This is a genomic window from Qipengyuania sp. JB2-7 (genome assembly GCF_055693485.1).
Genome location: NZ_CM146335.1, coordinates 1,156,549 through 1,181,599 on the forward strand (window position 1 = coordinate 1,156,549; position 25,051 = coordinate 1,181,599).

General features: G+C 56.5%; 28 protein-coding genes and 3 pseudogenes. 16 read left to right on the plus strand and 15 right to left on the minus strand.

Features of this window, described 5'->3' with window-relative positions; translation table 11 throughout:
- Window positions 1-239: 239 nt before the first annotated feature.
- The 4 genes from ACZ1GM_RS05715 (at window position 240) to ACZ1GM_RS05730 (ending at window position 2,709) form a co-directional block, all read left to right on the plus strand.
- A complete protein-coding gene (locus ACZ1GM_RS05715; RefSeq protein ID WP_472678172.1) occupies window positions 240-818 on the plus strand; it encodes a fasciclin domain-containing protein in 579 nt (192 codons plus the stop codon).
- Between the two features lie 135 nt (window positions 819-953).
- The gene (locus ACZ1GM_RS05720) at window positions 954-1,841 is read left to right on the plus strand and encodes an alpha/beta hydrolase (protein ID WP_472678173.1); all 888 of its coding nucleotides are present in this window, start codon (window positions 954-956) and stop codon (window positions 1,839-1,841) included.
- Window positions 1,838-2,260 carry a COG3650 family protein gene (locus ACZ1GM_RS05725; protein WP_472678174.1) on the plus strand — a complete coding sequence of 141 codons (423 nt, stop codon included), beginning with the start codon at window positions 1,838-1,840 and terminating at the stop codon, window positions 2,258-2,260. The genes ACZ1GM_RS05720 and ACZ1GM_RS05725 overlap by 4 nt, the downstream gene beginning before the upstream one ends.
- On the plus strand, window positions 2,257-2,709 hold the full coding sequence (locus ACZ1GM_RS05730; protein WP_472678175.1) for a DUF3429 domain-containing protein: 453 nt from the start codon (window positions 2,257-2,259) through the stop codon (window positions 2,707-2,709). Before ACZ1GM_RS05725 ends, ACZ1GM_RS05730 begins: the two co-directional genes overlap by 4 nt.
- On the opposite strand, the gene ACZ1GM_RS05735 is transcribed toward ACZ1GM_RS05730, so the two are convergent.
- Window positions 2,706-3,044 (minus strand): Mpo1-like protein, encoded by a 339-nt coding sequence (locus ACZ1GM_RS05735; RefSeq protein WP_472678176.1) that lies wholly within the window; start codon window positions 3,042-3,044, stop codon window positions 2,706-2,708. The two genes, ACZ1GM_RS05730 and ACZ1GM_RS05735, sit on opposite strands and share 4 nt — an antisense overlap.
- Window positions 3,045-3,076: 32 nt before the next feature.
- Window positions 3,077-4,501 (minus strand): S41 family peptidase, encoded by a 1,425-nt coding sequence (locus ACZ1GM_RS05740; protein WP_472678177.1) that lies wholly within the window; start codon window positions 4,499-4,501, stop codon window positions 3,077-3,079.
- A 381-nt stretch (window positions 4,502-4,882) separates the two neighbouring features.
- Here ACZ1GM_RS05740 and ACZ1GM_RS05745 point away from each other — a divergent pair, with 381 nt between their 5' ends.
- Complete coding sequence (locus ACZ1GM_RS05745) at window positions 4,883-5,365, plus strand: YbhB/YbcL family Raf kinase inhibitor-like protein (protein WP_472678178.1); 483 nt, start codon at window positions 4,883-4,885, stop codon at window positions 5,363-5,365.
- Window positions 5,366-5,430: 65 nt separating this feature from the next.
- On the plus strand, window positions 5,431-5,682 hold the full coding sequence (locus ACZ1GM_RS05750; RefSeq protein WP_472678179.1) for an SWIB/MDM2 domain-containing protein: 252 nt from the start codon (window positions 5,431-5,433) through the stop codon (window positions 5,680-5,682).
- Window positions 5,683-5,684: 2 nt separating this feature from the next.
- On the opposite strand, the gene ACZ1GM_RS05755 is transcribed toward ACZ1GM_RS05750, so the two are convergent.
- The 5 genes from ACZ1GM_RS05755 to dapD form a co-directional block, all read right to left on the minus strand.
- Window positions 5,685-6,101 (minus strand): DoxX family protein, encoded by a 417-nt coding sequence (locus ACZ1GM_RS05755; RefSeq protein WP_472678180.1) that lies wholly within the window; start codon window positions 6,099-6,101, stop codon window positions 5,685-5,687.
- Window positions 6,102-6,116: 15 nt separating this feature from the next.
- Window positions 6,117-6,299, minus strand: coding sequence for a DUF3008 family protein (locus ACZ1GM_RS05760; RefSeq protein WP_472678181.1), 183 nt, complete (start codon window positions 6,297-6,299; stop codon window positions 6,117-6,119).
- Entirely contained in the window at window positions 6,299-6,529 is a 231-nt protein-coding gene (locus ACZ1GM_RS05765; RefSeq protein ID WP_472678182.1) for a hypervirulence associated TUDOR domain-containing protein, read from the minus strand. The genes ACZ1GM_RS05760 and ACZ1GM_RS05765 overlap by 1 nt, the downstream gene beginning before the upstream one ends.
- Before the next feature lie 43 nt (window positions 6,530-6,572).
- Complete coding sequence (locus tag ACZ1GM_RS05770; RefSeq protein WP_472678183.1) at window positions 6,573-6,728, minus strand: hypothetical protein; 156 nt, start codon at window positions 6,726-6,728, stop codon at window positions 6,573-6,575.
- A gap of 81 nt (window positions 6,729-6,809) precedes the next feature.
- Complete coding sequence (gene dapD, locus ACZ1GM_RS05775; RefSeq protein WP_472678184.1) at window positions 6,810-7,634, minus strand: 2,3,4,5-tetrahydropyridine-2,6-dicarboxylate N-succinyltransferase; 825 nt, start codon at window positions 7,632-7,634, stop codon at window positions 6,810-6,812.
- Window positions 7,635-7,972: 338 nt separating this feature from the next.
- Between dapD and ACZ1GM_RS05780 the strand changes: the two genes are divergently transcribed.
- Complete coding sequence (locus ACZ1GM_RS05780) at window positions 7,973-10,255, plus strand: S8 family peptidase (RefSeq protein ID WP_472678185.1); 2,283 nt, start codon at window positions 7,973-7,975, stop codon at window positions 10,253-10,255.
- Between the two features lie 46 nt (window positions 10,256-10,301).
- Here the strand turns inward: ACZ1GM_RS05780 and ACZ1GM_RS05785 are convergent, their stop codons facing one another.
- From ACZ1GM_RS05785 to ACZ1GM_RS05805, 5 genes and pseudogenes are all read right to left on the minus strand, one after another.
- Window positions 10,302-11,375: a phosphotransferase family protein gene (locus ACZ1GM_RS05785; RefSeq protein ID WP_472678186.1), complete on the minus strand. Its 1,074-nt coding sequence runs from the start codon at window positions 11,373-11,375 to the stop codon at window positions 10,302-10,304.
- The gene (locus ACZ1GM_RS05790; protein ID WP_472678187.1) at window positions 11,375-12,463 is read right to left on the minus strand and encodes a Zn-dependent alcohol dehydrogenase; all 1,089 of its coding nucleotides are present in this window, start codon (window positions 12,461-12,463) and stop codon (window positions 11,375-11,377) included. Before ACZ1GM_RS05790 ends, ACZ1GM_RS05785 begins: the two co-directional genes overlap by 1 nt.
- Window positions 12,463-13,798 (minus strand): annotated as a pseudogene (locus ACZ1GM_RS05795) (acyl-CoA dehydrogenase family protein). The gene ACZ1GM_RS05790 and the pseudogene ACZ1GM_RS05795 overlap by 1 nt, the downstream one beginning before the upstream one ends.
- A gap of 71 nt (window positions 13,799-13,869) precedes the next feature.
- The gene (locus ACZ1GM_RS05800; RefSeq protein ID WP_472678188.1) at window positions 13,870-15,333 is read right to left on the minus strand and encodes an MFS transporter; all 1,464 of its coding nucleotides are present in this window, start codon (window positions 15,331-15,333) and stop codon (window positions 13,870-13,872) included.
- Complete coding sequence (locus ACZ1GM_RS05805) at window positions 15,330-16,187, minus strand: SDR family NAD(P)-dependent oxidoreductase (protein WP_472678189.1); 858 nt, start codon at window positions 16,185-16,187, stop codon at window positions 15,330-15,332. The genes ACZ1GM_RS05800 and ACZ1GM_RS05805 overlap by 4 nt, the downstream gene beginning before the upstream one ends.
- Window positions 16,188-16,362: 175 nt before the next feature.
- On the opposite strand from ACZ1GM_RS05805, the gene ACZ1GM_RS05810 reads away from it, so the two are divergent.
- From ACZ1GM_RS05810 to ACZ1GM_RS05820, 3 genes and pseudogenes are all read left to right on the plus strand, one after another.
- Window positions 16,363-17,556: an acyl-CoA dehydrogenase family protein gene (locus ACZ1GM_RS05810; protein WP_472678190.1), complete on the plus strand. Its 1,194-nt coding sequence runs from the start codon at window positions 16,363-16,365 to the stop codon at window positions 17,554-17,556.
- A 72-nt stretch (window positions 17,557-17,628) separates the two neighbouring features.
- Window positions 17,629-18,769 (plus strand): annotated as a pseudogene (locus tag ACZ1GM_RS05815) (acyl-CoA dehydrogenase family protein).
- A gap of 89 nt (window positions 18,770-18,858) precedes the next feature.
- On the plus strand, window positions 18,859-19,665 hold the full coding sequence (locus ACZ1GM_RS05820; RefSeq protein WP_472678509.1) for an SDR family NAD(P)-dependent oxidoreductase: 807 nt from the start codon (window positions 18,859-18,861) through the stop codon (window positions 19,663-19,665).
- Window positions 19,666-19,699: 34 nt separating this feature from the next.
- Here ACZ1GM_RS05820 and gmk read toward each other — a convergent pair whose 3' ends face one another.
- The 3 genes from gmk to ACZ1GM_RS05835 form a co-directional block, all read right to left on the minus strand.
- A complete protein-coding gene (gmk, locus tag ACZ1GM_RS05825; protein WP_472678191.1) occupies window positions 19,700-20,335 on the minus strand; it encodes a guanylate kinase in 636 nt (211 codons plus the stop codon).
- A gap of 71 nt (window positions 20,336-20,406) precedes the next feature.
- Window positions 20,407-20,811, minus strand: coding sequence for a hypothetical protein (locus tag ACZ1GM_RS05830; RefSeq protein ID WP_472678192.1), 405 nt, complete (start codon window positions 20,809-20,811; stop codon window positions 20,407-20,409).
- 15 nt (window positions 20,812-20,826) lie between these two features.
- Window positions 20,827-21,327: an SspB family protein gene (locus ACZ1GM_RS05835; protein ID WP_472678193.1), complete on the minus strand. Its 501-nt coding sequence runs from the start codon at window positions 21,325-21,327 to the stop codon at window positions 20,827-20,829.
- 98 nt (window positions 21,328-21,425) lie between these two features.
- Between ACZ1GM_RS05835 and hisB the strand changes: the two genes are divergently transcribed.
- The 6 genes and pseudogenes from hisB to ACZ1GM_RS05865 all read left to right on the plus strand — a co-directional run bounded on the left by hisB (window position 21,426) and on the right by ACZ1GM_RS05865 (window position 24,963).
- Complete coding sequence (gene hisB / locus ACZ1GM_RS05840; RefSeq protein ID WP_472678194.1) at window positions 21,426-22,019, plus strand: imidazoleglycerol-phosphate dehydratase HisB; 594 nt, start codon at window positions 21,426-21,428, stop codon at window positions 22,017-22,019.
- The gene (hisH, locus tag ACZ1GM_RS05845) at window positions 22,012-22,638 is read left to right on the plus strand and encodes an imidazole glycerol phosphate synthase subunit HisH (RefSeq protein WP_472678195.1); all 627 of its coding nucleotides are present in this window, start codon (window positions 22,012-22,014) and stop codon (window positions 22,636-22,638) included. The genes hisB and hisH overlap by 8 nt, the downstream gene beginning before the upstream one ends.
- On the plus strand, window positions 22,635-23,366 hold the full coding sequence (hisA, locus tag ACZ1GM_RS05850) for a 1-(5-phosphoribosyl)-5-[(5-phosphoribosylamino)methylideneamino]imidazole-4-carboxamide isomerase (protein WP_472678196.1): 732 nt from the start codon (window positions 22,635-22,637) through the stop codon (window positions 23,364-23,366). The genes hisH and hisA overlap by 4 nt, the downstream gene beginning before the upstream one ends.
- A gap of 109 nt (window positions 23,367-23,475) precedes the next feature.
- Window positions 23,476-24,259 (plus strand): annotated as a pseudogene (gene hisF, locus ACZ1GM_RS05855) (imidazole glycerol phosphate synthase subunit HisF).
- A 14-nt stretch (window positions 24,260-24,273) separates the two neighbouring features.
- A complete protein-coding gene (locus ACZ1GM_RS05860) occupies window positions 24,274-24,588 on the plus strand; it encodes a phosphoribosyl-ATP diphosphatase (RefSeq protein ID WP_472678197.1) in 315 nt (104 codons plus the stop codon).
- Entirely contained in the window at window positions 24,589-24,963 is a 375-nt protein-coding gene (locus ACZ1GM_RS05865; RefSeq protein WP_472678198.1) for a histidine triad nucleotide-binding protein, read from the plus strand. It begins immediately after the preceding gene.
- Window positions 24,964-25,051: the final 88 nt, after the last annotated feature.

The following is a 25,051-nucleotide window of genomic DNA, read 5'->3' on the forward strand; positions in this document are numbered from 1 at the left end:
GCCGTTGGGAGAAAAGCGTCAAGTTGCGTTAGCGCAGCGTCTCTGGTCGGATCCCATTGCATTATCAGCCAACGGGCATGCCTCTTTCTCGTTCCAACGCATCAGCTAAACGGCGCAGCCACAATTTTGACAAAATCGGAACATCCACCCGGCAGTTCCGTTCGTATCTTATCGCAGGCAGCGGAATTCGCCGCGCCCACTGAAGATACTCCCCCAACTTTCCGAAAGAGGATTTCACTATGAACACCCTTCGCATTGCACTCGCCTCATCTGCCGCACTCGCACTCGCTGCATGTGCGCCGGAAGCCGAAGATACATCAACAATGGAAGACACCGCGATGGCCGATACCATGGCCAATGAAGAGGCCGCTGCGGGCACAATTGTAGAGGTTGCCCAGGGCAATGAAGACTTCTCAACGCTGGTCGCGGCAGTCACGGCTGCAGGTCTCGGTGACACACTGTCAGGGGAAGGGCCGTTCACCGTATTTGCGCCAAACAACGCAGCGTTTGCGAAGATCCCTGAGGAAACGATCATGGACCTGACAACCAATGACACCGAAACGCTCGGCGCAATTCTGCAGTATCACGTGGTGTCCGGAGCAGTTGATGCGAGCACGCTGACGCAAGCGATCACAGAGGCAGGCGACGCGGGCTATACCGTCGAAACCGTTGGCGGAGGTTCGCTGACCGCGTCAATCGTGGACGGCAATGTCGTCCTAACAGATGCCGCTGGCGGCACCTCGACGGTTGTCGCGACAGACGTTGCAGCGTCAAACGGTCTGATCCACGTGATTGATACCGTGCTGATGCCGCAGTAATTTCGCTAAACGGCTAAGAGATTTCGGGGCGGACTGAGCGATCAGTTCGCCCCTTTCTCTTGGAGCCAGGCGAGGCTATCGCAAGATGAAACGACTATGCGGGATGTAAATATGGTCAGTGTACGTGCGAGATTGTTGAACTGGGCGCTTCCATTTCTGCCGATCTCAAAATTCGCGGCTGAGCCTGATAAGATTGAGCAACGCCTGTCGACAGCGCGGGCGCGACCTCAGCCGCAGCCTTCGGCAAAAATGCGGGCACGGCTCGACGTCACTCAGGACAATTCACGAGGCTTTCCTGTATTCACTGTCGAACCAAAGGGTGGTGCGAAGAAGGGCGCGCCGCATCTCCTTTACCTGCATGGCGGCGGCTATGTGTTCGAAATTGATGCTATGCATTATGGCCTTGTCGGGAGGCTGGCGGAAACGCTTGGAGCAACGGTCACTGTTCCTCTCTATCCCCTCGCACCGGAGCATAAGGCGACAGAAGTGCTCGATGCCATGCTGAAACTGTATAGCGATCTGGCGCAGAAGCATTCGGCGGACACCATCACGATAATGGGCGATAGCGCGGGCGGAGGTATGACTCTGGCGATGGCGCAGATGCTGCGTGATCGAAAGGAGCCTCTGCCCGCTAGTCTGGTACTCTATTCGCCATGGTTGGATGCGGCTGCAAGCGGCCCAGATCAGCCTCAGATCCAGGCGGATGACCGTATGTTGACCATTGGTATGCTGCGTAAGTGCGGTGAGCTCTATCGCGGCGAACTTGCGGTTGACGATCCAAGGGTCAGCCCGCTTTTCGGTGAGCTACAAGGCTTACCACCGATGGCGATATTCGCTGGCACATATGATATTCTGCTCAGCGATGCGCGCCGTTTGATAGCGCGTCTTTCAACTGAAAATGCGCCATCACATGTCTATCACGAATATGAAAAGATGATGCATGTCTGGATGGTTGCGCCTCTGCCCGAGAGCAGGCGAACCGTTGCCGAAACCGCCCAGTTTGTGAAAGAGCGTGTGGCATGAACAAACACGCGTTTCTGGTCGCTTTTCCCATGATCGCGCTTGCCGCTTGCCAAGGTGATAAGCCACCAAATCTTGCCGTCGGTTTTGATGGGATTTCCGACAACGAAACTGTTTACTTCACCGGCAATGAGCCATTTTGGGGTGGAGAGGTCGCTGGTACAGAACTGCGCTATTCGACGCCAGAGAATGTCGAAGGTAAAACGATCACCGTGAGCCGTTTTGTCGGCAATAGCGGGTTGGGCTTTTCTGGCACGCTCAATGATCAATCGTTTGACCTGACGGTGACGGCTGGAAAGTGCTATGACACGATGAGCGATCGGACATACCCATTTACCGCCACACTAAAGCTGGATGAGGAGGTCTTGTCTGGCTGCGCTTGGACAGATGCTGAACCATTCCAGGGTGACGCCGCCCCATGATGCGGGGTGTTCCGGCTCTGCCGAGGTCACTCGGGCTAGCGGGCGTTTTGCCGCAACTGGCCTGTGTGGCGCTGCTGGTCTGGGGTAAGCCGGAGTGGCGTGAAATCACGCAGCTCGGCGCGCTCATTTACGCGGCGATCATCTTCACATTTCTGGGCGGCACGTGGTGGGGGATCGCTGCGTCAGCACCGGCTGCTGAACGTCGTCAGGCGCTGGGCTGGTTATGGATTGCCGGTATTCTTCCCTCGCTCATTGGTTTCGCTGCCGTGCTGTGGCCGCTTCACCAAATGGCGATCGAGCCGGCGCTTGTGGCAGTGGCGGGCGGATTAATCCTCGCTCTCGCGGTGGATGCCAAGATTGCCCCGCTTGCGCCAGCCTGGTGGATGCAGTTGCGTGCGCCGCTCTCGCTGCTGTTGGGTTCAGCGACGCTTGCTGTCGCGCTGCTTTAGGTTTCGCCAAGTACGCCTGCACGAACCAGTTCTGGCCGAAGCCGCCCTGTCAGCCACATCCACCACATTTTGAAATCGGCAATCAGACTCCACAGCGGATATGTGAATGTGGCTGGCCGGTTCTTCTCGACCATGAAGTGGGCGATCCATGCAAAGAAATAGCCGGCAATCGGCAGCGCAATGAATAGCGCCCAATTCTGCGTCGCCACCATCGCGATTGCCAGGAGCACGACCAGACTGGTGCCCACATAGTGCAATGCGCGCGTTTGGGGCTTGGCATGCTCACGCAGGTAGAACGGCCAGAATTCGGCGAAAGTGGTGTAACGGTTATCCATGACTGCGGTTTAGCGCGAAGATGCTTCTTGGGCTAGAACAGCCCGGGAATTTCGCGCTGCGCCGCAGTTGGTCGATCAGGTTGCATCAACTCCATGCGGTCACCAACAGACTGCACCGTGCGTTGTCCGGGTACGCCGGAAATTGGCGTGCAAGAACGGCCTGCCATGAAATCGAGTGCTACGCTGATCGATTCCTCATTCGCATCACCAAGAGGATTGTTGAAATCATCTTCGGCACGGCAAGTGGTATCAACTACGCTGGCAAGCCCGGTGAAGTATTCACCTTCATCATCGGCATTGGTCGTCTGGAAGGTCACGGCGCGGAGGCGGTCATCGCAGGCAGAACGGTCAAACGCGAATTGGCCGACCGGCTTACCGGAAGTATTCCCGCCAATCAGCGCCAGATCAGCACCGAGGAAAGGGATGAAGGAGTTCGTCACAAGTTCGCTCGCAGAAGCCGTGCCACTTGTGGCAATGACGGCAAGCTTGGTTACGCCAATCGAGGACGCTTCCTGGCCAAAGAGACGCGTTTCATTTTCTGAAGACTTAGAGGCGCGCAGTACGGTATTGCTGAACACTTGGCCCTGTCGACCGTTCGCCATCAGATCGCCCAGCACCTCAGCAGCAGAAACAAATCCGCCACCATTATAGCGTAAGTCCAGAATGACCTTGTCGATGCCCGCGTCGCGGAATTGCTGAAACGCCTCTCGCAATTGCGGAGCTGCATCGTTTGAGAAAAAGGTACGGAGACTGAGATAGCCCACATCTTGTGTACCATCATTCAGAATGCGAACGCCAAAGCGGTCAGAGATTGGATCGAGCGTATATTCGGCTTTTGTAACAGGAGTATTCAGTGTGGGCGCCGTATCATTGATCTTGAAGCCCAAGGTTCTGGTTATGCCGGGATCGCTCGGCCCAAGAGCATCAATAACTGCGCGCGGCCCACCTGACGCCATCAGTGTTGATACATTCTGATTGTCGATGCGAACCAGCTCGGTGCCTCGATCAATGCCCGCTTGAAAGGCCGGGGCATTTTCAAACGCCTCTAGAATGAAGACGCGATTTGCATCGGTGTCATAGGCTAGGCGTATCCCAAAGCCTGCGGTTGAGCCTTCGGCCAGCCTCTGTTCCTCTTCGATCGATGTTATAAATGAGAAGAACTTGTCTCGTGAGGCGTTGCGCGCTGGCGCCACCAACGCATCGATATAGCTCTGAACATCGCTATATTGGGCTGGGTTGACGCTGGCATCGAGCAGGTCCGGGAATAGATACCATTCCTGCATGACATCAAGAACAAAACGCTGGCGCTCAGCGAGAGAGCAACCAGCTGTGACTTGGCCGCCGCCTGCACCTCCACCTCCACCATTATTTGCGACCGACGTATTCCCATCTCCGCCGCCACATGCAGCAAGGGAAACAGCAAGTATGGCGGAAAGTGCAGTCCGTGCAGTATTCATAGTGACTTCTCGACCCCAAAGATCTCGTTTTGCTTTTGTGTCCGACATATGCGGAAAAATCCCCTTAACGGGGGCTGAGTGACCTTATCCACCCCTGTTTTTGCCGCAAAAACCCCGGAATTCCAGCACTTACACCCGCAATCGGGGGAAAACGGGGTAAATTCACGTCAAATGGCATGGCGAAAGCCCTAAGGGAGGCGCATGATTATTTCACAGCGACGCAAAGTCGACGGGACGCGAGTCTCATCAGGAGGAAAAGGTAAATGAGTGCAGGAGTGCCTGATTGGGTGGCGAAAGCTATCGGCGGGAAGCCTGCGTCTGCCGTTCCCACGATAGCGAAGGCCGGATCGGAAAAAACGCTCGGTCGATCGGGATCTCGCAATGACTAGCCCAGCCTTCGAAAACGGCGGCGAACTCGATCCGAGCTTTACGGCATGTGAAGAAGACTCCGTCGCTCCGCCATTTGAGTGGACAGCACCACCGCCCGGTGCGCAGGAACTGGTGTTGATCGCCGAAGATCTTGATAGCGGAGATAGCAAACCGCCCTTGCACTGGTTGGTGTGGGGGCTGGCGCCGCAGCGAGGCAAATTGCTTGAGGGGGAAGTTCCTCCGCGCACTGGCAAGAATGGTCTTGGCAATTCAGAATGGTTGTTGCCTGACCCGCCGCTGGGTGAGGAGCACCGCTACATCTTTCAGCTTTTCGCGCTCGATCTGCCGCTGACGACTATGCCGGGCGCGACATATGATGAGATTTTGTCCGAGATTGACGGACATGTGATGGCCAGCGCGATCATTACCGCGCGGTTTGAAGGGCACGAAGTTGAGGAATGGGATCCCGGTGATGATGATTGGGATGCCGAATGAAAGTTCGCCGGGCTCGGGATGGAGCCCAGATTTTTAGCAAGCATGACTTAGGAAAGGATTAGATCATGGCTGGCAAGAACAACGCACTGCAAAAACCAGTGACCCTCTCAGGAGATCTTGAGAACGTGGTTGGCAAGGGGCCAATGACACGCGCTCAGGTGACTTCGAAGGTCTGGGAATACATCAAGGCCAACAACCTTCAGGATTCCAAGGACAAGCGTCAGATCAACCCTGATGCGAAACTTGGCGCGGTGATCGGCAAAGACCAGATTTCCATGTTCAAGATGACTGCTGCGGTGTCCAAGCACCTCAGCTAAGTTCAGCTTTGCGTATGTGTCGGGCGGCGACCAAATGGCCAATCGGTCACGCCGCCCGTCCATAGGCTGAGCCAAATAATAAGAGGCTGTGCGAACATGCGCGGCACGTGATAGGTGAGACCCGCTCCGCCATCATCACTGGCCAAATCCATCGCAAAATGATGGATGTTGGCGGGAAACACGCAGATTGCATATAACGCTAGGCCCCAAGCGCCCCATTTGCGCAGGGTGACGTTGAATGGCTGCGCAAGCGCGATAGCCCCTGCAAGTTCAACCACGCCTGTCCAAAAGACTGTGGCGACCGGATAGGGGACCCAAGCCGGCATTATCCGCATAAAAAAATCCGGATTAGTTATGTGTGCGTACCCCACATAGGCATAAAATGCCGCAAGTACCCAGCGCAAGCCAGCCCGGATCATCAACTGGTTTATATCCTACGCCTTGTTCGGCAGTTTAGATCGTTCGGTTGACGCGAGATCTTCGAGTTCATCCTCGCTCATGCTGTCGTACATCTCTTTCGAGGCTCCGACCAAATCTCTGACGTTCTGCTCGCCGCGTTTCGCAGCCAGCGCAGCGCCCGCAGCCTTCTGCTGAGCCTTGCTCTTTGCGTCCTGCACTAATCGCTCGCAGCCTCTAACTCGCTGCCTAGCTTCAGCACCTTATCACCATCTTCCTGTTTGATCAGGTAAGCGGGATTATCTTCGCTGCCGTCGCGGGTGACCTCGCTACCCTTGAGCGTGCGGGTTACTTCGCGCTCAAACCGCTCTTGGATTTGACCTTCGGCAGTTCCACTGCCCCAATTCCACTGGACATATTGATTGGTCTGGAAACTGTTGGCGTTACTCATCCTTCAAACTCCGTCATTGCGAAGTGTGACGATGTGAGCGCTCCTAATTGGAAAGCGCTGGAATAATCCAAACGGCAGACATCACGACGATCGCGAGAAACAGACCAATGCCAAGGACATATCGCATATGTCCTGTCGTGTGGGCTGCCCGGGCATCATCGTCTTCGATATGGATTTCGTCACCTTCTTTGTGTGTCATTATTCCCTCCAAAATTGCCTGCTTAGAAGAGTTACGGACGACAAACGTGATTGTTCCAATACCACATAAAAGAAGTTTCGCTCAGTCGCGTAGTAAGTCGTTGATTCCAGTCTTTTCTCGTGTCCGCGCATCGACCGTTTTGACGATCACGGCACATGCGAGCGACGGTCCACCGTTGGGGTCAGGTAGAGTACCGGGCACCACCACTGAATATGGCGGCACTTCACCGCGCGTTATCTCGCCAGTCTCGCGGTTCACGATTTTGGTCGATTGTGTGATGAATACCCCCATGGCCACCACGCTGCCTTCGCCCACAATAACCCCCTCAACGATTTCAGAGCGTGCGCCAATGAAGCAGTTATCGCCGATGATTGTCGGGTTCGCCTGCATCGGTTCCAACACGCCGCCGATACCTGTGCCCGCCGAGATGTGGCAGTTCTTGCCGATCTGGGCACAGCTGCCAATTGAACCCCAGGTATCAACCATCGTGCCCTCGCCAACATACGCGCCGATGTTCACGAAGCTCGGCATCAGAACGCAGCCGGGCGCGATATAGGACCCCTGGCGCGCGATTGCGCCGGGGACTACGCGAAAACCCGCCGCAGCGAACCGAGCTGCATCCCAACCGGAAAACTTGCTGGGGACTTTGTCATAGGCAGGGTGCCCTGCGCTACCGCCGTCCATCACCTCGTTTTCATTGAGGCGAAAAGACAGGAGCACAGCTTTTTTGAGCCATTGATTGACATGCCAACCGCCATTTCCGTCGGGTTCTGCAACACGGCCAGTGCCAGCGTCCAGCATAGCAAGAGCCTCATCTACATCGGCGCGAACATCGCTGCTTTGCGGTGTCACGCCGGCGCGATCTTCCCATGCCTGTTCGATGCGGTCGGCTAGCTCAGCGCTCATAAAATCTCCGAATTGGCTGCAAACTGTCTGGCGCGGCTGTTAGGCGGTGTGCCACTCTATCGCAAGGATGGAGAATCGCGTTTGTGAGGTTGGTTTGGCCGGTGCGATTGGCAACATGAACACAGGCCAGCGTAAAATTAAGTGACTGCGCCCCAACAGCGCTGGCGTTAACCTTGCGGCCAGAATAGCGTTGTACCGCAGTATGTTCTCATCGGGGGATGGGTCGTCTTGGATTGTGAGTTCTATGGTTGCGAAGAAGAATACGGGTGTAAAGCTGGCGACGGCAATCGTTGCTATTACGATGGTTACGGCGTGCGGCGGTGGTGGAGAACGGTACGGTGAGCGCACCTGTGGCGACGCCTCCACCGGCGCCACCCCCGCCACCACCACCTCCTCCTCCGCCACCTCCAAGCACTAATTTCAACACTGCCGAGTTTCGCGATTCTGACGGTCCGGATCAGCATAACGCTATCTCTGCTTGGGAAGGCGGCGCGACGGGCGATGGTGAAATTGTCGCGGTAATCGACACCGGCCTTGACGCGGATAGCCCGGAATTCGCGGGGCGTATTCATCCAGATTCCCAGGACGTGGCGGGCAATCGCAGCTTTGACGCAGAAGATGACCATGGGACCAACGTGGCCCTTGTGGCGGCTGGAGGGCGCAATAATACAGGTGTTCTAGGCATTGCCTTCGACGCGCAAGTGCTTGCCTTAAGGGCAGACGCGCCCGGAACCTGTGGGACCGACACGCCGGAAAACACCGATCTTGGTTGCAGTTTCTTCGATAGCGATATTGCCAACGGTATCAATCAGGCCGTGACCTCAGGCGCGACTGTCATCAATATCAGCCTTGGCGGTGGCGGGGGAACAACCGACGCGGTTCGTCAGGCGGTTGCCAGAGCGGCCAATCGGGGAGTTGTCGTCATCGTTTCTGCGGGCAATGATGGGGATGGATCAGGCGGCGGCGACCCAAGCCAACCAGATCCGTTTGCGACTGAACTGGTCCAGGCTGGCAATGGTAATGTGATAATCGTCGGTTCGGTTGATGAGAGCAACCGCTTTTCCGATTTCAGTCAGCGTGCCGGCGATCAGGCGCAGTTTTATCTGTCGGCGCGCGGTCAGCGTATCTGTTGTGTCTATGAAGACGGCGAAGTCTTCGTCGGTCAGGATGCTCAGGGATCATTCCGTCTGGTGTTTTCGGGGACCAGTTTTGCGGCACCGCAAGTTGCTGGTGCGGTCGCTTTGTTGGCGCAGGCCTTCCCCAATCTGACTGGCCAGGAAATCGTCAACATACTGCTCGACAGCGCGACCGATGCTGGTGCCAACGGCACGGACACCACGTTTGGCCGCGGTATTCTGGATATCGCCGCAGCGTTCGCGCCAGCGGGTGCAACCACATTGGCCGGTGGTACAGCTGTTTTGCGCGCCGGTAGCAACACCGCTGTCGGCTCGCCTGCGATGGGCGATGCGTTCGCAAACGGGCAGGGCGTTCAGAGCGTTGTGCTGGATCAGTACGATCGAGCCTATGAGCTGAATATTGCCGCTGGATTGCGCGGCGCATCCATTCAGCCACGCTTGCAAAGCGCGGTGGACAGCCAGAACCGGCGAGTATCCTTGAATGCTGGTAGCGTTGCTCTGGCATTCTCGATTGCTGATCCGGGCACAACGCCCGGAGAGAACTGGTCACAGCAGCTTAGGCTGACGCCAGAGCAGGCAGAGAACTCTCGCGTTCTAGCTGCGCGGATTGCGGCGCGTATTGCTCCGGGCACGCAAGTGGGATTTGCTTTACGCGAAGGCGCAAGCGGTCTCTCCGCCCAGTTGCAAGGCGCTCAGCGCCCTGCCTTTATGATCGCGGGCGATACTATCGGCGAAACGGGTTTTGCATTGCAAAGCGACACCGCTTTCGCCGTTAGGCAGAATATCGCCGGCTTTGGGCTGACCGCGTCGGCGCAACGTGGCCAAGCTTGGCTGGGCAATACACGACGCGAGCAGCAATTCATTACCAACCGGCGAGAGCGCTACCCAGCGCATACATTCTCTCTGGCGGCTGACAGGAGACTTGGTCCTATTCATGCGGTTCTCGGTATGAGTTGGCTACAGGAGGAGCGCACCGTCCTTGGCGGTTTCTTCCACGAGAGTTTTGGTGTCAGCGGGGCAGAGACGCTGTTTCTCGACGGATCCGCAACGATGACGATTAGCGATAATTGGAGAGTGGGTGCATCTTGGCGACAAGGGTGGACGAAGCCCAATAGTGGTGGCTTGGTCGCCAATGGTTCCAATATCGCCAGCAACGCATGGGCACTTGATGTGACGCATGCGGGCACCTTTAAGTCAGGTGACAGCTTTGGTTTCCGTCTTTCGCAGCCATTGCGTGTCAGTGGCGGTGGCCTAAACCTGACTTTGCCGGTGGCGTATGATTATATCACGGAGACCGCGCGGTTCGGAACGCAACAGATTTCACTCACTCCGTCCGGACGTGAAATGATTGGCGAGATCAATTGGCGAGGGCCACTTGCGGTGGGCTATGCCAGCGCAAGCGTTTATATGCGTAACGAGCCCGGACATTATGCCGACGTCCCAATGGATGCTGGCGTCGCCGTGAGTTGGAGTGTGGATTTTTAGAATATCTCACGAGGGCGCGGGCGACTAGGCCCAGAACCCGCAAATCCTAATCCGGCATTCCTGACGCTTTTGCGAATGCATGGGCTTGCTGCACCAGCGGTGTGACCCGGTCGCTCATCTGTTTCGCGTGCGCTGACGACGCAGTGCCGTCTATCACCCGCTTCTTGATGCCTTGCAAAATTCCGGCGAGCCGGAACAGATTATAGGCAAAATACCACTCCATCGGTGGCACAGGATAGCCGGTGCGGGCTACGTAACGTTCAACCGCCTCCTGCACGCTGGGGATGCCGAGGGGCTCGATATCCAAACCGCCCAGACCAGCTCGCCCATCCGCCGGATTGAACCAGTTGAGCATCAGGTAACTGAAGTCCGCGATGGGATCGCCTAGCGTCGAAAGCTCCCAATCAAGGACGGCGATGATGCGGTTCTCTTCCTTGTGGAAGATTACGTTATCGAGTCGATAATCGCCATGGACGATGCCGCTCGCATGCTGCGGCGGAATAGTCTCCGGCAGCCATTCGATCAGGCGGTCCATCTCCGGAATCGTTTCAGTTTCTGAGAGCTTATACTGCTTGCTCCACCGGCTGATTTGGCGCGCGCAGTAATCCTCTGACTTGCCATAATCACCCAGACCGATTTCGGCTGGCTTCTGCAAGTGCAGGTCCGCCATCGTATCAATCAGCGAATGGTAGATTTCACGGCGTTCTTCTGGAGAATTGTTCGGCAATGCGCCGTTCCAGAGCGAGCGACCATCCGCCATGCTCATCACGAAGAATTTGGAGCCGATCACGTCAGCATCTTCGCAAAGCCCATGAGTTTGCGGAACAGGGAAACCAGTGGGATGTAAACCTGTCATGGCCCGATATTCACGGTCTACTGCGTGAGCGCTCGGCAGCAACTTTCCAAAGGGTTGGCGACGCAGTACATAGGATGCCGCAGGTGTATCTATTCGATACGTCGGATTGGATTGGCCGCCCTTAAACTTTGAGTAGCTTATCGGACCGGCAAAGCCATCGACATTCTTCTCAAACCATTCTGTCAGCTTTCCCAGGTCAAGCTGATCGCGCTCCTGCACCTCAACAGTGCCAACCATCTCTTTTTCATAGTCAATCTGAGGCATCAATCAAACACCACAACGCTGCGCGCGCTGTGCCCCTCTCGCATTTTGTCAAAGCCTTCATTGATCTGATCGAGCGCAATTCGCTCCGCGATGATCGTGTCCAGATCAAGCAGGCCTCTAAGATAGAAATCCACCAGGCGAGGCAGATCGACCGGAAAATGGTTCATTCCCATAATTGCCCCTTGCAGCTTCTTGCCGCTCAGCAAATCCATAGCGCCAAGCCCAACTTTGCAATCGAGCGGCATCATACCAAGGATCGTCGCCGTTCCTCCGCGACGCAGAGAGGCCACCGCCAAATCGGCGCTAGCTTGCCGTCCGACTGCCTCAATAGCGTGATGAACCCCGCCAGAACTGACGTCGATGATTTGTTTGGCGGCGTTGTCTGCCATCGCATCAACCACATGTGTCGCGCCTAGCACCTTCGCCAAGTCACGTTTCTCCGCAATCGGATCAACGGCAATAACCTGGCCTGCGCCTGCAATCTTGGCTGCGTTGACCGCTGCCAGCCCGACACCGCCGCATCCGATGATTGCGACGCTTTCGCCAGGAACGACCGAGCAGGCATTAAAGATCGTCCCGGCACCTGTTGTGACCGCACAACCAATGATGGCGGCACGATCCAGCGGCATGTCCTTGTCAATGGCAACGCAGGCGTGTTCGTGGATCAGCATCTGCTCGCTAAAAGCCGACAGATTGAGCATCTGATTGACATTCTCACCACCACTGCGGGTGATGCGGGCATTGTCTGTCTTGCCGCGCCTTGTGTCGCCGCCAAGGCATAGGGCCATTCTTCCAGTCACGCAGAACTCGCAATGTCCGCAGAATGCGCTCAAGCACGAAACCACATGATCGCCCGGCTTCACGGTGGTTACTTCGCTGCCTACGGCGCGGACGACGCCTGCTGCCTCGTGCCCCGGAATTGCGGGCAGTGGGTGCGGATAGTGTCCGTCGATGAAATGCAGATCGGAATGGCACAACCCGCAGGCTTTTGTGTCGATCAACACTTCATGAGGCCGCGGATCGGCGATGTCGACATCACCGATCACAAGGCTTTCGCCCGGCGTTTCAAGGATTGCCGCGCGGGTCATTACCGGGTTGCCCCCATATCGCCGGAGCTAAGGCCAGCGTCATTGGCGGCGCGACCACCACCATCGCGCAGAGCGTTGGCTGATGGTCCAGCATCTGGGATGTGTTTGCCGATTTCCATGCGGGCGATCGATCGCGCGTGCACTTCGTCCGGCCCATCGGCGAGACGCAGCGTGCGCTGATGCGCATATGCCTGGGCGAGGCCGTAATCCTCCGACACACCGCCACCGCCATGCGCCTGGATAGCATCGTCAATGATCTGCAACGCCATGTTGGGGGCCTGCACCTTGATCATGGCGATTTCCTGTTTGGCCGATTTGTTGCCGACCTTATCCATCATGTCTGCCGCCTTGAGGCAGAGCAGGCGAGTCATGTCGATATCAATACGGGCACGCGCGACGCGCTCTTCCCAAACTGAGTGCTTGTAGATCGGCTTGCCAAAGGCTTCGCGCTCTTGCAGGCGCTTGCACATCTTCTCCAGCGCTTCCTCTGCCACACCGATGGTACGCATGCAGTGGTGGATGCGGCCAGGGCCGAGGCGACCTTGCGCGATCTCAAAACCGCGCCCTTCGCCCAGCAGCATGTTGGTGACCGGGATGCGAACGTCTTTCAGTTCAATTTCCATGTGGCCGTGCGGCGCATCGTCATAGCCAAAGACCGGTAAGTGGCGGAGAATATTCACACCCGGCGCATCAAGCGGCATCAGCACCATGCTTTGCTGAGCGTGACGCTTTGCCTCAAAATCGGTCTTGCCCATGACAATCGCGACCTTGCAGCGCGGATCGCCTGCGCCCGATGACCACCATTTGCGGTACGTTGATCACATACTCGTCACCATCGCGTTCGATACGAGTTTCGATATTGGTCGCATCTGATGATGCGGTAAATGGCTCGGTCATGAGGAAGGCGGAGCGGATTTCCCCGTTCATCAGCGGCTGGAGATATGTCTCCTTCTGCTCGCGCGTTCCGTAGCGGTGGAACACTTCCATGTTGCCGGTGTCAGGTGCGGAACAGTTGAACACCTCTGATGCCCAACCGATACGGCCCATCTCTTCGGCGCACAGCGCATATTCGAGATTTGTCAGGCCGGGGCCGTCGAATTCGAACGTATCATCCACGTGGTGATGGCTGTCATTGCGCGGCGGCATGAACAGGTTCCAGATGCCAGCTTCCTTCGCTAGCTTCTTCTTGTCTTCGATGACCTGAATGACTTTCCAGCGATCACCCTCTGCGTCCTGCGCCTTGTAAGTGCCGATGTTCGGACGGACTTCTTTTTCGATGAAGTCACGTACACGGTCGCGCCAATAAACCTGACGTTCGGTTGGTTCAAAATCCATGAGAGAGTGCTCCTATTTGTCTGTCATTGTATTGGCAGAGCCGTAAGGCAGCGCCAACCGATGTTTTTGGGTTAATCCTGAAGCGCAGCCGCCTGATTGGTCGTCGATTGCATATCCCGCCGCGCCACGCGCGCCTCGTGCTCTTCCCGAGTGATGGGGAACCGCCCGAGCCAGAACGCAGCGATGAGGGCGAGAGCAATTGTCGCGATCGCAAAAGTGATAATCATTGATGACAGCACGCCCATGGGAACCGTGGACGGATCCGCGCCCTGTTCAAGCTGCGAAAACGCAATGATCTGACCGGTGAGAGCCGCGCCAAAGCCTGTCGCGCACTTTTGAACCAGCCAGTTGCCGGAATAAAAAGCTCCCTCGGCGCGCCGTCCCGTGCGCTCTTCAAACGCCTCCACGATTTCCGCCAACATAGACGTTGCAGAGATCATGAGCACAACGCCGAACATGTTGGAGAAGATGATGAAAAGAAAGAACAGCAGGGTCGATGATAGAGACGGGATCGCTGGCCAAAATCCGACGAGGAATAAGCCGTAAGGCAGCAATCCTATGATCAAGGCTGCTATGGCGCTGATCGCGGCACTTTTGGGCTTGCCAAGCCGATGATGCATAGGCCCTACAATCAGAAACATGCCAATGACCGAAATACCCAGAATGAAAGGATAGGCGGTTAAACCATTGAGCCATTGCGGCGCGCCGTCGAAGCTCACCCGATCCAGCTGCCACACAAATATATTGAGGTAATTGGATATGGAAAAACTCATCCCTTGGCTGACATAAGCAGCAAGGCCGCCTGCAGCGAAGATCAAAAACGCCTTCTCGCTGAAAGCCTCAATGATTTCAGCAAATGCTTCCTTCAAATTGAAAGGCGCAGGCTTCGTCGGTGGTAAATGCGCCACGATTTTGTGCTGGCCATACGCCGAGCCGAGCACGGCCACGGCCATCAAAACCGCGCCAAACATGCCGTATGCTGGGTAGCCTTCCTGTTGAAGTAGGCCGTTCTCACCCGGCATAAAGACGGTATAGGCGAGGACCATCATCAATATCCCGCCCATCCATCCGGACAGATAGCGGTATCTGAACAGCGTTGTGCGTTCGTGATAGTCCGAGGTTAGTTCCGGAACCAAGCTGATTGATGGCACCTCGCAGGCAGATAACAACAATCGGACAGCCACCATAATGCCAAGCAAGCCCAATGCGCTAGGCGCTTCGCCGCCCGGGGGTGACCACAAAATCACCCAAGCGAATGCCAACGGAATGGGCGCCACATAGAGCCATGGCAGGCGCCTGCCCCAGCGGGTGTACGTGCGATCCGAGAGGTAGCCGATGATCGGATCGACGACTGCATCAATGAGCAGCGCGCCCAGCAATATCAGGCCGACGAGCCCGGCGTCCATGCCAAGAACTTGGCTGTAATAGAAGAGCAGGAAGAAAAGGAATCCGCCATCTTTTACACCGAAGGCAACCGCGCCAAACCCGTGAATGAGTTTAAGCCTCAGCGGGATGGGGCCTTTGACAAAACTCATCCGGCGGCACCGGCTTTTGCAGCTTCTTCGAGCTGCTCAAGCCCTTCAAACATGCCTGGCTCTTCTTCGTCCCAGCTATGTCGCGGGCCGAGCGTAATCCCGCCATCAACCAGCATAGAGGAGCCGGTCATAAAACCAGCCGCCTCGCTGGCCAGATAAGCCGCGGCCTGTGCGATGTCAGAAGGCTGACCGGCGCGCTTTACTGGCTGGGCATTGCTGCTCATCTGAGCGATCATGCTTTTCGCCATGTCTTTCGCTTCGTCCGGTATCTCCATCGAGGAGGTGAAGATGTTGGTGTTGATGAAGCCAGGCTGGATCGCGTTCACCCTGATTGAGTATTTCGCCAAATCTGCAGCCGCTGTTTTTGTGAGATGCAGTACACCTGCTTTCGCAACAGCATAGGCGGTGGGCGAATACCCCGGCCCAGTTGCGGCAACGCTGGAGATGTTAACGATACTCGCGCCCGGGCGGCTTTTCATATGCGGGACCGCATAGCGAATGCCGAACGCAACTGAGCGCAGCAACAGGTCCATCGTGAGATCCCACTGATCGGGCTCAATCTCACCAATCGGTTCGCGCGCGCCACCAGCGCCAGCATTATTCAGTACGACGTCGATGCCGCCGGTTTCTTCGACCGCACGGTCCATCAGCGCTTTGATATTTGCGGGATCACAGACGTCGCAGCGATGAAAGCGAATGGAACCGTCGGAATTTTCGGCCAGAGCTTTGCCGCCAGCTTCATCAATATCGGCAGCATAAACGACGGCACCTTCGCTAGAAAACAGCTTTGCAGCCTCTGCGCCAATGCCAGATGCCGCACCAGTAATAATGACCGTCTTCTGCGAGAATCGCATGCCGGCTCTCTCCCAATTCTCTCACGACCAGCTTAGGCGCGCCTCCGTTTTCGTCAACGTAAACTGCTTGACGCTACGGCATGGCGACTAAGCGTAGTTCTGCTTGCAGGCGAGGCCCGAATCGCTTTACGTTGGCGTCAACTTCACATCCCTTTTTGAGAGAGGAAAACTGGTGATGTCCGATCTGGAAACATTCCGCCTAGAGACCCGTGATTGGCTGGAGGCGAACTGCCCGGCTGAGATGCGCGAACCCGTTCGCGATGATGGAGATGTCTATTGGGGCGGTCGTAAAGCGACTTTCAAGAATGACGCGCAAAAGGCGTGGTTCGAAGTGTGTCGTGATAGGGGATACACCGTGCCGGAATGGCCCACCGAATATGGCGGGGCTGGCCTTTCCCCAGCGCAAGCGAAGGTCCTGCGTCAGGAAATGCAGCGGATTGGCGCGCGCCCGCCACTGTCCAGCTTCGGCATCTGGATGCTCGGCCCTGCGCTGCTGCACTTTGGCACAGAGGGTCAGAAGAAGCGCTTTTTGAACGAGATTGCGCGAGGCGAAATCCGCTGGTGTCAGGGATATTCAGAGCCTGGTAGCGGATCCGATCTGGTTTCCATGCAGACCTTTGGCGAAGACAAAGGCGATCACTGGGTCGTAAACGGACAAAAGGTGTGGACGTCTTACGCGGATCAGGCTGACTGGATTTTCTGCCTCGTCCGCACGGACAAGAATGACAAATATCGCGGCATCACCTTTATGCTGTTCGATATGGAGAGTAAAGGCGCGAGCACCAAACCGATCCTGCTCATCAGCGGCAACTCACCTTTCTGTGAAACTTTCTTTGACGATGTTGAAGTGCCAAAATCCTACGGTGATGATTGCCCGGCCTATGTCGGTGAGGTCAATCGTGGCTGGGATGTTGCCAAATATTTGCTGGGCCACGAGCGTGAGATGATTTCCGGCGCGGGCGGCGGTGATCGCACATCGGCCATCGGTGCTGCCATGAAACGTCACGCGGGAAAAACCGGCGATGACCTGGATCCGATCCTGCGCGCAGAACTCGCCATGTTCGATGTCGATGCGCTCGCTTACGCAGCCATGGGCGAAAAGTTCCTCGACGAAATCAAGGTTGGCAAAGCCCACCCGGCGCAGCCCAATATGATGAAATATGTCGGTACAGAGCTGAACAAGCGTCGTCACGAATTGATGATGAGCGCCGGTGGCTCGCGCAGCCTTGAGTGGGAAAGCGACGAGACCAGCGGCGGCAAGCCCTCGCGCAATTGGCTACGCACTAAGGCAAACTCGATCGAAGGCGGCACAAGTGAAGTGATGCTCAACGTCATTTCGAAGCGGATTCTCGATCTGCCGGGCGCCTGATCCCAAAGCAATAATCGCCGCCCTGTTTGCACCGGGCGGCCCATGACATTTCTGAAGAGAGGAACTGGCTCAATGCCACTCTATCACAATGATGATCAGGCCATGCTGGCCGACACCGCCAGCCAGTTTATGGCAGAAGAAGGCAACATTTCGAAACAGCTACGCCACTGGCGTGACCGCGACTGTCCCGACGGTTTCGGCCATGCGTTGTGGAAACAGTTTGGCGAAATGGGTTTTACCGGCATCCTTGTTGACGAGGCCGATGGTGGCCTTGGCATGGGGCACGTTGAGACAGGCATCGTTCTCGAAGAGATTGGCCGTAACCTGACCCCATCTCCATTCCTGACCAGTTCGGTTCTGGCTGCAAGCGCGCTAAGGCATGGTAGCGATGAGGTGCGCGGGCGGTATCTGCCAGGCCTCGTTTCCGGCGATAGTGTGTTTGCCGTCGCCATCGACGAGACATCCAAGCATCGTCCAGAGCGCATTCAGACTAAGGCGGAAAAATCGGGCAACGGCTTTAAGCTCACTGGCCAAAAGAGCTTCGTCCTGCAGGGCGCGAGTGCCGACATGCTGGTGGTTGCGGCGCGCACATCTGGCGGCGATGAGGATGCGGACGGAATTACTCTTTTCGCAGTGCCAAAAGATGCGGGAAATATGAGCCACGAAGCGGTTCGTTTGGTCGATAGTTCCATGGCAACACACACCAAGTTTGACGGTGTTGAGCTTGATGGCGATGCGGTGATCGGCGAAGTGGATGGCGAGCCGCGAAGTGCTCAACGCGATGTTGCTTGCGGGCCGAGTTGGTTCCGCCGCAGAGGGCGTGGGTGTTGCTCGCGGTGCGATGGATATGACCGTCGATTACCTCAAGCAGCGCAAGCAATTCGGCAAACTTATTGGCGAATTTCAGGCACTTCAGCACCGCGCTTCGCATCTTTATTCAGAAGTCGAGATTGCCCGCGCAGTCGCGATCAAGGCGGCACAATTGCTTGATGGTGGCAGCGAAAAGGCCGATCTCATGACGTCTGTTGCGAAAGCGAAAGTTTCCAGAGTTGCCGGGCTCGCGGTACGCGAAGGCGTGCAAATGCATGGCGGCATTGGCATGACCGATGAATACGATATCGGCCTTTATATGAAGCGGGATCGTGCGCTCACGGAATTTCTGGGTGACGCAAACTACCATGCGAACCGCGTGGCCGAACTTAGCGGCTACTAAGAGCCACAGCCGCTCGTGGTGAGCCTGTCGAACCATGAACGCGATTTCCTCGCCCTTCGACAGGCTCAGGACCAACGGAAATACCTATGATGAAACTCAATGAACTCTTCGGCCTTGAGGGTCGAGTGGCACTGGTGACCGGGGGATCGCGCGGTATCGGCAAGATGATCGTGGAGGGCTTGCTTGAGGCTGGCTGCGCGCGCGTCTACATCGTCGCTCGCAAGAAAGAGCAAGTCGACGATACCGCAGCGGAACTGGGTGACAGAGTCATCGGAATGGTTGGCGATCTCAGCCAGATGGATGGCATTCAGCAGTTGGCAGATGATCTTGCCGCTCGCGAAGACAAGCTGGATTTGCTGGTCAACAATGCAGGCGCCGCCTGGGGTGAGCCGTTTGAGAAGTTCACAGAAGCCGGTTGGGATCGTACGATGGATCTCAACGTTAAGACGCCATTCTTCCTTACGCAAAAACTGACGCCGCTGCTTAAGGCGGCTGGTACGCCAGAGCGTCCTGCGAAGGTTCTGATGATTGCCAGTATCGACGGGATGAAGTCGAACCCGTGGCCGACCTATCCCTATCAGGCGTCGAAGGCTGGCCTGATCCATCTAACGCGCCGCATGGCCGCTGAGCTGATCGGACACAACATTGTTGTGAACGGTATCGGCCCTGGCGCTTTCCCCAGCGCGATGAACCGAGCGGCGCGCGACAATGAAGAACTGGTCAAGAAAGGTATCCCGTCCAAGCGTGTTGGCGTGACTGAAGATATGGCGGGCGGGGCGATTTATCTGCTCAGCCGTGCAGGCGACTACGTGGTTGGCACAACGCTGGCGATTGATGGCGGTGTAGTGAACGCGAATATCGGCGCTGGAAACTTTGTCGACCCGTCGGGCGGCTGACGATAACCATTCTGTGGAGTAGTTCGCCCGGCAGCTACTCCATCAATTCCCTCACAAACGGGATCAGGCCCGTTTGCCGGGTGCGTTTCATGCGTTCTGAATGCAGGATCTCGCGGACCTTGGCGAAGCAACTGTCGAGGTCGTCGTTGACCACCACATAATCGTATTCAGCCCAATGGCTTATCTCACCCTTGGCGCGCTCCATCCGGTCGTCGATCACATCGTCGGCATCGGTCGCACGTGACTCTAGCCGGCGACGTAGCTCCTCAATGCTTGGCGGCAGGATGAACACGCTCACCACATCCTGCTGATCTTTCTGATACAGCTGCTGCGTGCCCTGCCAATCAATGTCGAATAGAAAATCCTGCCCTTCTTTCAGCGCTTTGCGGATCGCACCTTTCGGCGTGCCATAACGGTGATTGAAGACATGAGCCCACTCATAGAAATCGTCTTCCTCAATCATCCGATCAAACTCGGCATCGTCAACGAAGTAATAATGCACGCCGTCTTTTTCGCCCGGGCGGGGCGGGCGTGTGGTGGCGGATACAGAGAGCTTAATCTCTTCGTCCGCAGCCAACAGCTTGCGTGATATTGTTGTTTTGCCCGCACCGGATGGCGAGGAGAGGATAAACAGCAGTCCACGTCGATGGAGAGTATCTTGATCGGCCATGTGCGCTGTTGGCCTAGCCCGCACTGGCAAATCAAGTGTTAAGCGGGATTTTTCTGCGCGCCATCCGCTTTTCAGTTTGCCGGATCATCGGCTTGTTCGGCCTGCTTGCGAGCGCGGCGGGCTTCGCTGCGATCATAGAGCGCCTTTGCGATAAGCGTGCCGCCTACGAGAATTGAGCCGGGAACTGACTTTGTGGCGACTTTGGCTATGCCATACGCTGCGATCGTGTTTACAAGAGAACGGTTCTCGACGGCTTCCTGAGCAATCTGCTTGCTATATTTGCTGCCCAAAAAGGCTTTCTCTGCCGCCTTACGCGCAAATGTTGTCGCCCCGCGCAGCACCACTTCACTCGCCAAGAGACTGGTTTGTGGGCTAGCGCCGGGCACTTCGGCCTCATTGATTTCGGCAGCGCTATCTACCTCAACACCGGCTGTTTCACGCGGTTTGGTTTTGGAAGGATTTTTGCGTTTGGCCACGTGTTTTTGCCACCGCTACTTCTTGCGGCCAAAATCGACTTCGACGACATTGGAGCCATCATCTGCGCCTTTTGGTTGTTCATCATTGCCCGCTGCTTCGTCATTCTCGGGCGCTTCAGTAGCGGCGGGAGCCATGTCGGAAACGGCCGCCTGAAATTGCAGGCCGAAATCGACAGCTGGATCAACAAATTGCGTAATCGCGGAATAGGGCACAACGAGTTCAGCGGGGATCTGATTGAAGCTCAGACCGACGCTGAATTGCTCATCCTCGACCTTCAAATCCCAGAACTTGTTTTGCAAAACGATGGTCATTTCGTCGGGAAACCGTTCACGCAGCGATGGAGGGACAGATACACCCGGAGCATGAGTTTTGAAGGTGATGTAGAAATGGTGATTGCCCGGCAGCTCACTGCCAGAAGCCACAATCTCGCCGAGGACACGGCCAACGACGGCGCGCAGCGCCTCCTGCACGATGGAATCGTAAGGAATCAGGCTATCGGGGGTTTCTTCGCTCATAGCGTGACACTAGGTGGCGTGCCCATGCGCAGTGGTCAACCGCCTTCATCTCTTTGGTGCGTCTTGCGCACCTCGCAGCAATGCGTATAGCCGCGCGCATGAGACAAGCCCGGATAGAGCGAAAAACTACCGAAACCGCGATTGAGATTGCTGTGAATCTCGACGGTTCAGGTAACTATGACATATCCACAGGGATCGGTTTTCTCGATCACATGGTTGAACAGTTCGCCAAGCACTCGCTGATCGATGTGACCATGAAGATCGACGGAGATTTGCATGTAGATCAACACCATACGACCGAAGATAGCGCACTCGCACTTGGACAGGCATTGGCAGAGGCTCTTGGCGACAAAGGTGGCATTACCCGATATGGCGCCGCCTATTCGCCGATGGACGAAACACTTGCGCGCGTGTCGCTCGACCTGTCAGGTCTACCGTATCTGGTTTGGAAAGCTGGTTTCACGCAGGAAAAGCTGGGTGAATGGGATACCGAGCTGATCGAGCACTGGTTCCATTCGGTCGCACAGACTGCCGGTATCACGCTGCATTGCGAACTGCTCTATGGCAGTAACAATCACCACATTTGCGAAGCTCTGTATAAGGGTTTTGCGCGGGCTATGCGTCAGGCGGTGGAAATAGATCCGCGTAAAGGTGGCGCGATCCCCTCTACCAAGGGGCAGCTCAGTGGGTGAAACTGTTGCCCTGGTCGATTACGGCGCGGGCAATCTGCACTCAGTCGAGAATGCGCTGAAAGCAATCGGTGCAAATGTGCAGGTGACCGCTGATCCTGATGTGCTGCGCGCGGCGGATCGCATTGTCTTGCCCGGTGTTGGTTCGTTCAAGGCCTGCGCGGAGGGTCTGCGGGCGATCGATGGCGCTATCGAGGCGATGACGGAGCGTGTACATGTTGGCGGCGCGCCGTTTCTCGGAATTTGCGTTGGTATGCAGCTACTTGCGACGCGCGGGCTTGAGCACGGAACGACGCCCGGATTGGGCTGGATCGATGGTGAAGTTCGCCTGATCGAGCCCGCAGACAGCAGCGTTAAAGTGCCGCATATGGGTTGGAACGATGTTGCGCTGCTGCCGCATGCGCGCGACTGCGAGGTTATTGAAGAGGGAGAGGCATATTTCCTGCACTCTTACCACTTTCATGCTGAAAACCCGCAGGATGTTCTGGCGATGACTGATCACGGTGGAGGGCTGGTGGCTGCTGTGGGTAACGATAATGTTCTTGGCATGCAGTTTCACCCAGAGAAAAGTCAGGAGTATGGCCTAGGGCTGCTCAAGCGGTTTTTGGAGTGGAAGCCTTGATTATTTTCCCGGCAATTGACCTGAAAAACGGCGAAGTTGTCCGTCTGGCAGAGGGCGATATGGATCGCGCGACGGTTTACGGCAATGATCCTGCCGCTCAGGCGCAGCTATTTGCGCAGGCCGGTGCGCAGCATCTTCATGTTGTCGATCTTGATGGCAGTTTCGCGGGGGAAGGCCGCAATATTGAAGCAGTTAAGGCCATCATTGAATCATTCGATGGTCATATTCAGCTGGGTGGCGGTATTCGTGATGCGAAAGGTGTTGAGGGATGGTTCAACCTTGGTGTGTCACGTGTGGTGATGGGATCGGCTGCGCTGAAAAACCCCGAGTTTGTTAAGGAAATGGCCCGCGAGTGGGAAAATGGCATCGTCGTTGCGGTGGATGCGAAGGACGGCATGGTCGCGACCGAAGGCTGGGCTGAAGTTTCCGATGTTCCGGTTGCCGATCTGGCGCGCCGGTTTGAGGATGCCGGGGTTGCTAGCCTGCTGTTCACCGATATTGGACGGGATGGAATGCTGAAGGGCTGCAATATCGATGCTACGCTCGACCTCGCGCGGCGAGTTGATATTCCGGTGATTGCCAGTGGCGGTGTCAAAGGTCTCGATGATATTCACGTGCTTAGCTTGCATGCGAATGGAGGAATCGAGGGTGTAATTACAGGCCGTGCGCTTTACGAAGGGCGACTGGATCTGGCCGCCGCGATCGCGATGGGGGAGCGTTCTCAATGATGGTCCACGCCCTCCGCACCCTCTACCCTTCCACCCGGAGGATAACCGGGCACGCTCCGGGTGGAAGGGTAGAGGGTGCGGAGGGCGTTGGCTCACGGACAAGAGCGTCATGACGGTCCGCATTCGCGTCATACCCTGCCTCGACGTGGCTGATGGTCGCGTTGTCAAAGGCGTCAATTTCGTCGACCTGAAGGATGCCGGCGACCCGGTTGAACAAGCGCAGGCTTACGACGCGGCGGGAGCGGATGAGCTGTGTTTTCTCGACATCTCGGCAAGTCATGAGGGGCGCGGTACGTTGCTCGATATCGTGAGCCGAACAGCGGCGGTGTGCTTTATGCCGCTGACCGTTGGTGGCGGTGTGCGCAGCGTAGAGGACGCGCGTGCGCTCCTGCTTGCAGGGGCTGACAAGGTCGCGATCAACAGTGCCGCAGTAAAACGACCGGAGCTCGTCGCAGAGATCGCTGCAAAGTTCGGCAGCCAGTGCGTTGTTGCCAGCATTGATGCACGGCGTGTGGTTCCGGAGCTGGGTGACGAACCGGTCAAGTGGGGAATCTTCACGCATGGCGGTACGTACGCCAACGGGCATCGATGCCGTGGAGTATGCCCGCAAGGTCGCTGAACTGGGCGCCGGAGAATTGCTGGTCACGTCGATGGACGGCGATGGAACCCAGGCCGGTTACGACCTCGAATTGACGCGTACGATTGCTGACGCAGTTAGCATTCCCGTTGTCGCGAGCGGCGGAGTGGGAACACTCGATCACTTGGTCGAGGGTGTGATCGAGGGGCACGCAAGCGCGGTTCTTGCCGCGTCAATCTTCCACTTTGGTCAGCACACCATTTCTGAGGCTCACGAAGCACTTCGCGCCGCTGGCTTGCCTGCGCGCGGGGTTTGACCCAAAAGAGAATTATGGAAACACTCGCCCGCCTGGAACAGACCATCAAAGAACGACGCAAAGCGTCACCGGATGACAGCTATGTCGCGCTGCTCAATGCCAAGGGGATTGAGGTGGTCGCGCAGAAACTGGGTGAAGAGGCAACCGAGGCCGTCATCGCAGCAGTAACGAACGACCGTGACAATTTGATTGGCGAAAGCGCCGATGTATTGTTTCATCTGCTTGTTTTGCTTGATGCGAGTGACGTAACACTGGGCGATGTCATGGCGGAGCTGGACCGGCGCGAAGGGGTTTCTGGGATCGCCGAAAAGGCCAGCAGGGGCAAATAGATGCCAATCGACGCAACGCAGCCTTACGACGATCAAAACATCTTTGCGAAGATACTGCGCGGCGAAATTCCTTCGACGAAAGTCTATGAAGATGATTGGGCGTACGCATTTGAGGACATCAACCCTCAGGCCGATATTCACACGCTTGTGATCCCCAAGGGCGCGTATGTTAGCTGGGATGATTTTTCAGCCAAGGCCAGCGATGCCGAAATTGGCGGATTTGTGCGAGCAGTCGGCGAAGTCGCCCGTATGAAAGGCCTCGTAGAGCCGGGCTATCGCTTGCTCGCGAATATCGGACAGCATGGCGGGCAGGAAGTCCCACATCTGCATGTGCATCTCTTTGGCGGTCAACCGCTGGGGCCGATGATTGTATGATAGCTTGGCGCGCCACAGACTGTTTCGCGCTGGTTTCGAACCCGCAAGGGGGTTCGCAAGGGCGACTGCCTGCCCGCAGCGGCGCGAT